This is a genomic window from Pseudomonas sp. NBB, from assembly GCF_032701105.1.
Classification (GTDB): domain Bacteria; phylum Pseudomonadota; class Gammaproteobacteria; order Pseudomonadales; family Pseudomonadaceae; genus Aquipseudomonas; species Aquipseudomonas asiatica.
Window position 1 is genome coordinate 5,323,400 of record NZ_CP103994.1, and the last position, 12,628, is coordinate 5,336,027.

Consider the following 12,628-nt stretch of genomic DNA (forward strand, 5'->3'; position numbering starts at 1 on the left):
CCCGCACCATGCTGCCGCGCGCCGAACAGAAGCTACAGACCCGCCAGGCCCTGCTCGATGCTGCCTGCCAGCTCATGGAGAGTGGCCGTGGTTTCGGCAGTATCAGCCTGCGCGAAGTGGCAAAGACGGCCGGCATCGTACCCACCGGTTTTTACCGGCATTTTTCCGACATGGACGCCTTGGGCCTGGCCCTGGTTGCCGAGGTCGACACCACCTTCCGCCAGACCATCCGCCTGGTGCGCCACAACGAATTCGAATTGGGCGGCATCACCGACGCCTCGGTGCGCATCTTCCTTGACGTGGTCGCCGCCCACCGTGCGCAGTTCCTGTTCCTCGCCCGTGAGCAGTACGGCGGTTCACAGGCCGTACGCCAGGCCATCGCCCGCCTGCGACAGGACATCAGCGACGACCTGGCCACCGACCTGGCGCGGATGAAGCGCTGGCAGCACCTGGACAGCGCCGCGCTGGCTGTGATGGCCGACCTGGTGGTGAAGACCGTGTTCGCCACCCTGCCCGAGCTTATCGACAGCCCCGAAGCGGGTTATCCACAGGCGTTGACGCCGCAGGAAAAGATCACCCAGCAGTTGCGCTTCATCTTCGTAGGGGCGCGGCATTGGCAGGGGCTTGGCAACCCGAGCTGATCGGTAGCCTGTACTGACCTCTTCGCGGGTGAACCCGCTCCCACAAGTACGGCACCGGACCTGAGGGAAGCGCAATACCTGTGGGAGCGGGTTCACCCGCGAAGAGGCCGGCACAGGCTACCCACAACCCAGTTCTGCTACCATGGCGCCCTGCCCGACAGCGACGAGCGCCGAAATGTCCGACCCCCGCCCCACCCTGCCCGAACTGGCCCGCTTCAACCAGCACTTCGCCGAACGCATCGTGCCGTTGTGGCAAGGCCCGGGCTGGAACGCCGACATGGCCCTGCCCTACGAGGCACTGGACGCCCAGCACCAGCCATTGCCGGTGCAGCGCTACCGGGCCATGGCCTGCGCAAGGCAGCTTTACCTGTTCAGCAGCCGCATCGGGCAACCGGGCGCAGCCGAGCGTGCGGCCGCCTTGTTCCGCTCGCTGCAGAAGCACTTCCACGACGCCGAACACGGCGGCTGGTTCTACAGCATCGACGCCCAGGGCAAACCGCTGGACCGGCGCAAGGACCTCTACACCCACGCGTTCATCGTCTTCGCCTGTGCGCACTACTGGGGCAAGGTGCGTGAAAACCTGGTGGAGTCCACGCTGAACGCCGCGCTGGACATCATCGACCAGCAGTTCGCCCGCGACGACGGCCTGTACGAAGCCAGCCTCGCTGAAGACTGGGCAGACCTTGGCAGCGGCCCGCTGCAAAACCCGCAGATGCACCTGGCCGAAGCCTTCCTGCAGGTGCTGGCGGTGCGTGACGACAAGCATGCCCGGCAGTCGTTGCTGCACCTGTGCGACGCGCTGCAGGAACACTTCATCGACCCCGCCCACGGCCTGATGCTGGAAAAGCCACGCGGCACTGTGGATAACTGGTTCGAGCCGGGGCACCAGTTCGAGTGGTTCTACCTCCTGCATACCTCGTCACTGCTGCGAGATACGCCGCTGCATGCGTCCATCGACCGGGCTTTCGGCTACGCCGAGCAATACGGGGTGAAGGATGCCGCTGTGCTGGCGATGCTGGATGTGGATGGCCAGGTGCTCGACGCCACCCAGCGGATCTGGGCGCAGGCGGAGTACCTGCGGGCGCTGGTGTTGCGGACAGGGGGCGAGAGCAAGCTTGCCGGGCAGTTGCAGGCTCTGGAAACGCGGTTCCTGCGTGAGGCGGGCTGGTATGAGTGCCGGGATGGGCAAGGCAGTGTCAGCCGGCATGATATGCCTTCGACTACGCCCTACCACTTGGCGACTTGCCTGGAAGGGTTGCAGCGCCTGGGCTGACGCATTCGCGGGTGAACCCGCTCCCACAGGGATAGCGCCTGCTCTGAAACCGGTGCAGTACCTGTGGGAGCGGGTTTACCCGCGAAGAGGCCCTCGGATCAGCCTTTGACCGACCGGTCGATCGAGAACCCTGCCCAGTCCTGGCTCACCGGCATCAGCTCGAGGCTGTTGATATTGATATGCGCCGGCTGGTTGAGGATCCAGAAGATGGTCTCGGCGATGTCCTGCGGCTGGATCGGCTCGGCACCGGCGTAGGTGGCGTCGTATTTGGCCTGGTCACCGCCAAAGCGCACCAGCGAGAACTCGCTCTCGCACAGGCCCGGCTCGATATTGCTGACGCGCACGCCCGTGCCCCGCAGGTCGCAGCGCAGGCTCAACGAGAACTGGCCGACGAAGGCCTTGGTGCCGCCATACACGTTGCTGCCTGGGTACGGGTAGTTGCCCGCCACGGAACCTACGTTGAGGATCGACGCCCCACGGCCATGGGCGATCAGCCGTGGCAGCAGCAGGCGAGTGGTGTACATCAGGCCCTTGATGTTGGTATCGACCATGGTTTCCCAGTCGTCCAGGCTGCAGTTCTGCGCCGCGTCCACCCCTAGCGCCAGGCCTGCGTTGTTGACCAGGCCGCGCAACTTGTCGAAGCCGGCCGGCAAGTTGGCGATGGCCTGCTCCATGGCCTTGCGGTCACGCACGTCGAGCACCAGGCCGTGTACTTCGGTCTTGGCCGACAATTCGGCGCACAGGGCGTCCAGGCGCTCCTTGCGGCGGCCAGTGAGCACCAGCTTCCAACCAGCTTCGGCAAAACGGCGGGCAGTGGCCTCACCGAAACCGGAAGTCGCGCCAGTGATGAATACGGTGGACGTCATGCTCTGTTCCTCACGGTGGATTGTCATCGGCAGTCTTGCAGCATGCCCGCGCCGCGTGCTTGCAGCAACCCGCCCGGGATACTGTTCATTTTTTGATCATATGTGGCAAACCCTTACAGCAGACGGCTCGGCACCAGCTATGCGCACGTTATCCACAAGGCTTTCCCCACGGATTGGGGGCAACTTGTCCACGGTACGGAACCCTTTCAGCGACTTATGGTCGGTGGATATCTTTTCGGTGATGGCGCAAGGCTTTCAAGCATGCCGTCTGCAGCGGTCTGTCCAAGGCTTTTTCACAGGGTTATCCACAGGCTTTTCGCAACGCCTGGAATGAATGCAGGGCTTTGAAAAACCTTGGAAAATAATCCACAAGGTGCAATTGATCAAAAAATGATCATGACTATGCAGGGCTTGGTATCAAAGGGCTTGAGCGAGATGCCACCATGTTTTCCACAGGCGGTTCCACATTAACCGTGGAAAAAATGATCCTGTGGAAACAAGGGTTTGTGGTGGGGTTGTGGAGTAATTGGGGAGAGGTGTTCGAAAGGTTGTCCACATTGGCTTCGGGGGCCGCTTTGCGGCCCCCGAAAGCAACTCAATGCCCGCCGAGATAGGCGTTGCGCACTTCTTCGTTGACCAACAGCTCCTGACCCGTCCCGCTCATGCGAATCTGCCCGTTGACCATCACATAAGCACGGTCCGACAGTTTCAGCGCATGGTTGGCGTTCTGCTCAACCAGGAAGATGGTCATGCCGGTCTTGGCCAGCTCACGCAGGGTCGAGAAGATCTGCTTGACCACGATCGGCGCCAGCCCCAGCGATGGCTCATCCAGCAGCAACAACTTTGGCCGGCTCATCAGCGCGCGGGCAATTGCCAGCATCTGCTGCTCGCCACCAGACATGGTCATGGCCCTCTGGTTACGCCGCTCTTTCAAGCGCGGGAACAGCTCGTACATGCGCTGCATGTCTTCCTCGGCATGCTTGTCACCGATGGGGATGGTACCCATCATCAGGTTCTCCTCGACCGTCATGTCGGGGAACACCCGGCGCCCTTCCGGCGACTGGGCGATGCCGTTGGAGGCAATGTAATGCGACGACTTGCGAGTGATGTCGGTGCCGCGGTACACGATATGCCCCGAAGCCGCCCGTGGCTGGCCGAAGATCGACATCAGCAGGGTCGACTTGCCAGCGCCGTTGGCGCCGATCAGGCTGACCGTCTCACCTTCATTGATGTGCATCGAGACTTTCTTCAGCGCCTGGATAGGGCCGTAGAACACGTCCAGGTCCTTCAATTCCAGAATGGGTGCACTCATACCAGTTCCTCTTCATCTGCACCCAGGTAGGCGGCGATCACCGTCGGGTTGTGGCGGATATCCTGCGGCGCGCCTTCGGCAATCACGTTGCCGTGGTCGAGCACCACGATATGATCGGAAATGCTCATGACCATGCCCATATCGTGTTCGATCAGCACCACGGTAATGTCGTGCTCGTCGCGCAGCACGCGGATCATGCGGCTGAGGGCCTCGGTTTCCTGTGGGTTCAGGCCAGCCGCCGGTTCGTCCAGGCAGATGATCTTCGGCCGCGTGCACATGGCCCGGGCGATTTCCAGGCGGCGCTGCTGGCCGTACGACAACTCGCCAGCCAGGCGGTTGGCGCAATCGACCAGGTCGACCACTTCCAGCCAGTAGAACGCGTGGTCCAGCGCGTCGCTCTCGGCCTTGCGGTAGGCCTTGGTGTTGAGTACCCCGGCCAGCAGGTTGCGGTTGACCCACATGTGCTGCGCCACCAGCAGGTTCTCCACCACCGACATTTCCTTGAACAGGCGAATGTTCTGGAAGGTGCGTGCCAGGCCGGCGCGGTTGACCAGGTGGGTACCGCCGAACATCTTGTAGTACATGCGGTTGGCGAAGCGCGCCGGGGAGACGAAGTCTGCCGCCTGGAAGCGCTCGCCGAGCAGCTGGATGACGTTGGTGTGGCTACCGCGCACGTTCAGCTCGATGCGCCCGCCACTGGCCTTGTAGAACCCGGTCAGGCAGTTGAACACGGTGGTCTTGCCCGCACCGTTGGGGCCGATCAAAGCGAAGATCTGGTTGCGCCGGACCTTCAGGCTGACATCGCTGAGCGCCTTGATGCCGCCAAACTGCATCATCAGGTTGTCGACCGAGAGAATGATATCGTCGCTCATGGCGCCACTCCTTTACGCGGGGTCACACCGGTACGGCTGATGCGGATCAGCCCACGCGGTCGCCAGATCATCATCAGCACCATCAACACACCGAACAGCAGCACGCGGTATTCGGAGAAGCTGCGCAGCAGCTCGGGTGCCACGGTCAGCACGAAGGCGGCGATCACCACGCCTACGGTCGAGCCCATACCACCGAGCACGACGATGGCGAGGATCAGCGCCGACTCGAAGAAGGTGAACGACGACGGGTTGACGAAGCCCTGATAGGTGGCAAAGAACACCCCGGCCAAGCCGGCGGTGGAGGCACCCAGGGTAAACGCCGAGAGCTTGACCAGTACGTGGTTCAGGCCCATCGAGCGGCAGGCGATCTCGTCTTCGCGTAGCGCTTCCCAGGCACGGCCGACCGGCATGCGGGTCAGGCGATGCTTGATGTAGAGCACTGCAAGCACGACGATGAACAGCACCGCGTAGATGAACACAAACTTGAGGTTGGCGTTGTAATCGAAGCCGAAGAACTCGTGGATCGGTACCCCACCGTCCTTGGCCCTACGGCCGAACTCCAGGCCGAAGAAGGTCGGCGCCGGTGCCGGCATGCCGTTGGGGCCGCCGGTGAACGACAACCAGTTGTTCAGCACCAGGCGGATAATCTCGCCGAAGCCCAGGGTCACGATCGCCAGGTAGTCGCCGTGCATCCGCAACACCGGGAAACCGAGTATGCACCCCGCCAGCGCCGCAGCTATGGCCGCCAGTGGCAGCACGCTCCAGAAGCCCAGGCCAAGGTACTGGTAACCCAGCGCCAGGCCGTACGCGCCGATGGCATAAAACGCCACGTAGCCCAGGTCGAGAAGGCCGGCCAGGCCGACCACGATGTTCAGCCCCAGGCCCAGCAGCACGTAGATCAGGCCGAGGATGACGACGGTCAGCAGGTACTTGTTGGCGAAAATCGGGAAGACGATGGCGATCACCACCAGCGCCGGGATGATATAGCGCAGCCGCGATACGTAGTTCGGCGCGCGCACATGCACGCCCGAGCCACCGCTTTCGAAGCCCTGGAGCATGCGCGAGCCGGCGGCTGTCTGCAGGTACAGGCTGAGCAGGAAGCGGCCCAGCATCACCCCGCCAACCAGCCAGGCCACACGCCGCGGCTCGGCGTTGAAGGTGTAGCCGTCGAGCACCACGCCAACGACAGGGCCGAACACGATGAGTGCCAGCAGGCCGGCGACGATGGTCTCCAGCAGGCTGCGTTTGATATCGAAACTTTTGCTTTCAGGAACAGAGGCAGTTTTGGCAATGGACATGTTCACACCTTAGCCACGAGCGGGCGACCCAGCAGGCCTTGTGGGCGGAAGATAAGGATCATCACCAGCAGCGAGAAGCTGAACACGTCCTTGTAGTCGGAGTTGATCAGGCCAGAGAACAGCGACTCGGAAATGCCCAGGATGATCCCGCCGAGCATGGCGCCAGGCAGCGAGCCGATACCGCCGAGCACCGCGGCGGTAAACGCCTTGATGCCGATGATGAAGCCGGCGTAGAAGTCGAAGGTGCCGTAGTTCATGGTGATCAGCACGCCGGCCAGGGCAGCCATAACCGCACCGATGACGAACACGTAGGAAATCACCCGGTCGGTGTTGATGCCCAGGATCGAGGCCATCTTGCGGTCTTGCTGGGTGGCACGGCACATGCGGCCGAGCTTGGTGTACTTGATCACATAGGTGAGCAGGCCCATGCCAACGAAGGCTGCCACCAGGATGAAGATCTTGGTGTAGGTAAGTTGCACGAAGCCGGTGCCCACTTCGACACGCCAGGCGCCTTCCAGCAGGGTTGGCACGCCTTGCTGGCGGGCGCCCTGGCTGATCTGCGCGTAGTTCTGCAGGATCAGCGAGATGCCGATGGCACTGATCAGTGGTGCCAGGCGGGTGGAGTTGCGCAGGGGTTTGTAGGCGATGCGTTCGATGGTGAAGCCGTACACGCCGGTGACGACGATGGTGAACAACAGGGTGCCCAGCATCAACAGGGGGAACGACTCGATACCGAAATAAGCCAGCAATGCCAGGCTGATCGCCGCGAGGTACGCGGAAATCATGTACACCTCGCCGTGCGCGAAGTTGATCATGCCGATGATGCCATAGACCATTGTGTAGCCGATGGCGATCAGGCCATAGACCGACCCGAGGGTCAGGCCGTTGACCAGTTGCTGCAGGAAAATACCATCCATAACGCAATCTCACCTGATTGAGATTGCACGAGCGCCGACCACGGCGGGCCTGGAACAGGCGGCCCTCGCAGCGCAGTACTGTGCAGATCTACGGATAAAGACAGGTACCGCGGGGCTTTGGCCCGGGGGCTGACGCGCCCGGGCCGTGGGCCGTTGTTATTTTTGTTTTTCCAGCTGGTGGTACTTGCCTTGGGCATCCCACTGGTAGACCACGTAGTCGGACACGGTCAGGTCACCCTTCGAGTCCCACTTTTTCTCGCCCATGACGGTCTTCACCGGGTTGGCCTTGAGCCACTTGGCAGCGTCTTCGCCCTTGTTCGACTTGGCGCCGTTGAACGCGGCAGCCAGGGCCTGCAGCGAGGCGTAGGCGTACAGGGTGTAGCCTTCAGGTTCGGTACCGGCCTTGCGGAACTCCTCCACCACCGCCTTGCTGTCCGGCAGCAGGCGCGGGTCGGCGCCGAAGGTCATGTACACGCCATCGACGTATTGCGCGCCGCCAGCGGTGGACACCAGTTCGTCGGTGACGATGCCGTCATCGGACATGAACTTGACGTCCTTCAGGCCCTGCTCGCGCAGCTGGCGTACCAGCGGGCCGGCTTCCGGGTGCAGGCCGCCGAAGTAGACAACGTCGGCACCGGTGGAACGGATCTTGGTGACCACGGCACTGAAGTCCTTCTCGCCGCGGGTCAGGCCTTCGTACAGCACCGGCTTGACGCCGCGTTTTTCCAGCTGTGCCTTGGTCGCGTCGGCCAGGCCTTGGCCGTAGGTGTCCTTGTCGTGCAGCACCGCGACTTTCTTGCCCTTGAGTACGTCGACGATGTAGTCGCCGGCGACGATGCCCTGCTGGTCGTCACGACCGCACATGCGGAACATGGCGCCCAGGCCGCGCTCGGTGACCTGTGGGTTGGTGGAGCCCGGGGTGATGGCGATGACGCCAGCCTCGTCATACACCTCGGAGGCCGGGATGGTGTTGGAGGAACAGAAGTGGCCGACCACGCCGATCACCTTGTCCTGGTCGACCAGGCGGTTGGCCACGGCCACGGCCTGTTTCGGCTCGCAGGCGTCATCGCCCTTGACCAGTACGATTTTCTCGCCATTCACGCCACCGGCGGCGTTGATCTTGTCGGCCGCTGCCTGCGCACCTTTCATGTACTGCTCGCCAAACGCTGCGTTAGCCCCAGTCATCGGGCCCGCTACACCGATCTTGACGTCGGCCTGAACATACGAAGAAACACCCAGTGCCGTAGCTACGGCCAGAGCCAGGAAACCTTTCTTGTAAAACGTCTGCGACATGAGGTGGTGCTCCTAGAGTTTTTTTGGTTGGCACTACAACTTCTCAGCCCTGTGCTCAGAGCAAGGGCCGTGCCATAGGTTTTGTCTTCCGGCAAAACACACTGCGCAGGTTGCCTGCAGGCGACCGACGGCCTTTTCTTTATTGAGCGTGCAACCGTCTGCCACGCGGCAGGCGCCACCACACGTACAGACAAGGAGCAACCGTCGAGTGCCATCATTGCAACCCTGGCAAGTGTTTACGTGCAACCGCCCTGTAACAGCGGACGTCACCGAACTGCACACAGCTGGTGCGCGACTGCTACAGGCGGCACCGTTTCAAGGCTAGCTGGTGCGCGAAAAAACACCTCTGTTTTGGCAGATACGCGGCCCTGTGGGAGCGGGTTCACCCGCGAAGAGGCCAGCCCAGACACAACAAGGCCGAAAAGGCTGGCACAATGTCCGCCATTCGCCGCTTCCGGAGCCCCATTGATGAGCGAGAGCGCATTCGCCGAGCGCATCGTGCACAACCTGCTCGACACCGACTTCTACAAACTCACCATGATGCAGGGCGTGCTGCACAACTACCCGGACGCCGACGTCGAATGGGAATTCCGCTGCCGCAACGGCGAGGACCTGCGCCCCTACCTCGGCGAGATCCGCAACCAGCTCGAACTGCTCAGCGACCTCACCCTGGATGACGGCCAGCTGGCCTTTCTCGAACGCATCAGCTTTCTCAAGCCAGATTTCCTGCGCTTTCTGCGCCTGTTCCGCTTCAACCTGCGCTACGTACGCCTGGGGATAGAAAACGACCAGCTGTTCCTGCGCCTGAAAGGCCCGTGGCTGCATGTGATCCTGTTCGAAGTGCCGCTGCTGGCGATCATCAGCGAAGTGCGCAACCGCCATCTGCACCCGCGCATGCGCCTGGCCGAGGCCCGCGACCAGCTATACCGCAAGTTCGACTGGCTGCGCGCGCATGCCAACGAAGAGGAACTGGCCGAACTGCAAGTGGCCGACTTCGGCACCCGCCGGCGTTTTTCCAGCCGTGTGCAGGAAGAAGTGGTGCGCGTGCTGCGCGACGATTTCCCGGGCCGCTTCGTCGGTACCAGCAACGTCGACCTGGCATGGAAACTGGATATCAAGCCGCTGGGTACCATGGCTCATGAATGGATCATGGCCCACCAGCAACTCGGCCCGCGACTGATCGACAGCCAGATCGCCGCGCTGGACTGCTGGGTGCGCGAGTACCGCGGCCTGCTCGGTATCGCCCTGACCGACTGCATCACCATGGATGCCTTCCTCGGCGATTTCGACCTGTACTTCGCCAAGCTGTTCGACGGCCTGCGCCACGACTCGGGCGAACCGGTGGCATGGGCGGAAAAAGCCATTGCCCATTACCAGAAACTGGGTATCGACCCGATGACCAAGACCCTGGTGTTTTCCGACGGTCTCAACCTGACCCGCTCGCTGGAAATCTTCCGAGCCCTGCGCGGTCGCATCAACGTCAGCTTTGGCATCGGCACCAACCTGACTTGCGACATCCCGGGTGTGGCCCCGATGAGCATCGTGCTTAAAATGACCGACTGCAACGGCGCGCCGGTAGCGAAGATTTCGGACGAAGCCGCCAAGACCCAATGCCGCGACGAGAACTTCGTCGCCTATATGCGCCATGTATTCAAAGTCCCCAGCAAGGAGTAACCCATGCAAGCGGTTCAGCAAGAGATTGCCCAGGCGCTGAAGGTACAGCCGCCGTTCGCCGACGCCGCCGCGCTCGAGGCCGAAGTGGCCCGGCGCGTGGCGTTCATCAAGGATTGCCTGGCCAACGCCCGGCTCAAGACCCTGGTGCTGGGCATCAGCGGCGGCGTCGACTCGCTGACCGCCGCCCTGCTCGCCCAACGCGCCATCAACGAGCTGCGCGCCGAAACCGGCGACAAGGCCTACACCTTCATCGCCGTGCGCCTGCCTTACCAGGTCCAGCATGACGAGCATGACGCCCAGGCGTGCCTGGAAGTGATCAAGGCCGACGAAGTGCACACCGTAGATATCGCCCCGGCAGTACGGGCGCTTGCGGCTGAAGTGGTGGAGTTGAAGAACGGCTCGCCGACGCTGGTGGACTTCGTGGTCGGCAACGTCAAGGCGCGTACCCGCATGGTCGCCCAGTACACCATCGCCGGTGCCCGCGCGGGCCTGGTGATCGGTACCGACCACGCCGCCGAGGCGGTGATGGGCTTCTTTACCAAGTTCGGTGATGGTGCCTGCGATCTGGCGCCGCTGAGCGGGCTGGTGAAGAACCAGGTGCGGGCGATTGCGCGCAGCTTCGGTGCGCCGGAGTCACTGGTGGAGAAGGTGCCGACTGCGGACCTGGAAGACCTGGCACCGGGCAAGCCGGACGAAGCCTCCCATGGCGTGACCTACCAGCAGATCGATGCCTTCCTGCATGGGCAGCCGGTTGACCAGGAAGCGTTCGATATCATCGTCGCTACCTACCGCAAGACCCAGCACAAGCGCGAACTGCCGTTCGCCCCTTGATCAGGCTGTAGAAAGACCTGTGGGAGCGGGTTCATCGGGGCGCCGAACCGCCGCGAATATGTCGGTGGGCTCACCATTGCATTCGCGGCGGTTCGGCGTCCCGATGAACCCGCTCCCACAGGGTTCACCGTCAGCTTTTGATTACTTGACGACGACCTTGCCCTTCATCATCGAGATGTGGCCCGGGAAGGTGCAGAAGAAGCTGTAGTCGCCACCGGCTTCCAGCTTGGTAGCATCGAACTTCACCTCGGTCTCCTTCTCAGGAGCACCAATCATCTTGGTGTGGGCGATGATCGCGGCGTTGTCAGCCTTGATGTAGTCCTTTTCCAGACCCTGGCTCATGCCTTCGGTGGCAATGCCCTGCATGTCGGCAGTCTTGCTGATCACCAGGTTGTGGCCCATGACGTTCTTCGGCAGGTTGCCGGAGTGGGTCAGTTTGACGGTGAATTCCTTGCAGCTCTTGTCGACGGTGATTTCCTTGGTGTTGTAGGACATCTGGTCGGTGGAGTCGACAGTCACCGAGCACTCGGCTGCGAAGACAGAAGCGCTGGCGAGGGTCAGCAGGGATACCGCTACAGCTTTCGCAAACATCATGAATCTCCTTGGCAGGGTTTTATCAATTGCGAGACTGCCTGAAACCGTTCAGCCCCTTGCTGATATGGGTCAAGGGGCTGTCAAGAGGCCAGCCAGTAGAATTGTTCAATGGATTGTATACAACCAATTCAAGGGCACATCATGCCCTTTTATTGGACGATGGGACAACCTCTCATTTAGGAGCAATACGAAATGACCCTTGGTAGCCTGATGAACAGCCTGCTGGCGGCCTACGCCCATGGAGCGACCGGCGCCATCTGCGAATTCTCCCGACCGGAGTGAAACCAGCCTTGGAACTGTAGGACATGGGCCTTACCCTGTCAGCCTGAGTGACCGGAGATGAGCAATGCCCGTACGTTCCGTTTGTGTGTTCTGCGGCGCCAGCATTGGTGCCAACCCCGCTTACCGTGAAGCGGCCATCGCGCTGGGCCAGGCGATAGCCCGTCGCGGCCTGACCCTGGTCTATGGCGGCGGCGCAGTTGGCCTGATGGGCACCGTCGCTGACGCGGCCATGGCGGCCGGTGGCGAAGTGATCGGAATCATCCCCGAGAGCCTGATGAATGCCGAAATCGGCCACAAGGGCCTCAGCCGCCTGGAAGTGGTCGACGGCATGCACGCGCGCAAGGCACGCATGGCCGAACTGAGCGACGCCTTTATCGCCCTGCCCGGTGGGCTGGGTACGCTGGAGGAGTTGTTCGAGGTATGGACCTGGGGGCAATTGGGCTATCACGCCAAGCCGCTGGGGCTGCTGGATGTGAACGGTTTCTACGAGAAGCTGGGCGGGTTCCTCGACCATATCGTCGAAGAAGGCTTCGTGCGGCCGCAGCATCGGGCGATGTTGCTGCTGGGGCAGCAGCCCGATGAGCTGCTGGACGGGATGGACAGCTTTGTTGCGCCTGTGGCGCCGAAGTGGGTCGACAAGAAGCCTGACTGATTTCCAGATTTCGGGGCTGCTTTGCAGCCCTTTCGCGACACAAGGCCGCTCCCACAACAGCACTTCGTACGCCGATCGATGTGGGAGCGGCCTTGTGTCGCGAAAGGACCGCAAAGCGGTCCC

The 12,628-nt window shown here is 62.1% G+C and carries 12 protein-coding genes; 5 read left to right on the plus strand and 7 right to left on the minus strand.

Going from position 1 to position 12,628, the window contains the following annotated elements; genetic code table 11:
• The first annotated feature begins 8 nt into the window (after positions 1–8).
• Together NY023_RS24640 and NY023_RS24645 are read left to right on the plus strand one after the other, a co-directional pair.
• Positions 9–641 carry a TetR family transcriptional regulator gene (locus NY023_RS24640; protein ID WP_023662510.1) on the plus strand — a complete coding sequence of 211 codons (633 nt, stop codon included), beginning with the start codon at positions 9–11 and terminating at the stop codon, positions 639–641.
• A gap of 175 nt (positions 642–816) precedes the next feature.
• Complete coding sequence (locus NY023_RS24645; RefSeq protein ID WP_013974407.1) at positions 817–1,914, plus strand: AGE family epimerase/isomerase; 1,098 nt, start codon at positions 817–819, stop codon at positions 1,912–1,914.
• 98 nt (positions 1,915–2,012) lie between these two features.
• On the opposite strand, the gene NY023_RS24650 is transcribed toward NY023_RS24645, so the two are convergent.
• The 6 genes from NY023_RS24650 to NY023_RS24675 all read right to left on the minus strand — a co-directional run bounded on the left by NY023_RS24650 (position 2,013) and on the right by NY023_RS24675 (position 8,472).
• Entirely contained in the window at positions 2,013–2,780 is a 768-nt protein-coding gene (locus NY023_RS24650; RefSeq protein ID WP_013974408.1) for an SDR family oxidoreductase, read from the minus strand.
• A 595-nt stretch (positions 2,781–3,375) separates the two neighbouring features.
• A complete protein-coding gene (locus tag NY023_RS24655; RefSeq protein WP_013974409.1) occupies positions 3,376–4,092 on the minus strand; it encodes an ABC transporter ATP-binding protein in 717 nt (238 codons plus the stop codon).
• Positions 4,089–4,964 (minus strand): ATP-binding cassette domain-containing protein, encoded by an 876-nt coding sequence (locus NY023_RS24660; protein ID WP_010955466.1) that lies wholly within the window; start codon positions 4,962–4,964, stop codon positions 4,089–4,091. The genes NY023_RS24655 and NY023_RS24660 overlap by 4 nt, the downstream gene beginning before the upstream one ends.
• On the minus strand, positions 4,961–6,262 hold the full coding sequence (gene livM / locus NY023_RS24665; protein WP_024087808.1) for a high-affinity branched-chain amino acid ABC transporter permease LivM: 1,302 nt from the start codon (positions 6,260–6,262) through the stop codon (positions 4,961–4,963). Before livM ends, NY023_RS24660 begins: the two co-directional genes overlap by 4 nt.
• Before the next feature lie 2 nt (positions 6,263–6,264).
• Complete coding sequence (locus NY023_RS24670) at positions 6,265–7,179, minus strand: ABC transporter permease subunit (protein WP_013974411.1); 915 nt, start codon at positions 7,177–7,179, stop codon at positions 6,265–6,267.
• A gap of 156 nt (positions 7,180–7,335) precedes the next feature.
• Entirely contained in the window at positions 7,336–8,472 is a 1,137-nt protein-coding gene (locus NY023_RS24675; RefSeq protein ID WP_013974412.1) for a branched-chain amino acid ABC transporter substrate-binding protein, read from the minus strand.
• Positions 8,473–8,940: 468 nt separating this feature from the next.
• Between NY023_RS24675 and pncB the strand changes: the two genes are divergently transcribed.
• Both pncB and nadE read left to right on the plus strand, forming a co-directional pair.
• Entirely contained in the window at positions 8,941–10,146 is a 1,206-nt protein-coding gene (gene pncB / locus NY023_RS24680; RefSeq protein WP_013974413.1) for a nicotinate phosphoribosyltransferase, read from the plus strand.
• A 3-nt stretch (positions 10,147–10,149) separates the two neighbouring features.
• The gene (gene nadE, locus NY023_RS24685) at positions 10,150–10,977 is read left to right on the plus strand and encodes an ammonia-dependent NAD(+) synthetase (protein WP_013974414.1); all 828 of its coding nucleotides are present in this window, start codon (positions 10,150–10,152) and stop codon (positions 10,975–10,977) included.
• Positions 10,978–11,118: 141 nt separating this feature from the next.
• On the opposite strand, the gene azu is transcribed toward nadE, so the two are convergent.
• A complete protein-coding gene (azu, locus tag NY023_RS24690; protein WP_015271990.1) occupies positions 11,119–11,568 on the minus strand; it encodes an azurin in 450 nt (149 codons plus the stop codon).
• Between the two features lie 349 nt (positions 11,569–11,917).
• Between azu and NY023_RS24695 the strand changes: the two genes are divergently transcribed.
• On the plus strand, positions 11,918–12,505 hold the full coding sequence (locus NY023_RS24695; protein WP_023660590.1) for a TIGR00730 family Rossman fold protein: 588 nt from the start codon (positions 11,918–11,920) through the stop codon (positions 12,503–12,505).
• Positions 12,506–12,628 lie beyond the last annotated feature (123 nt).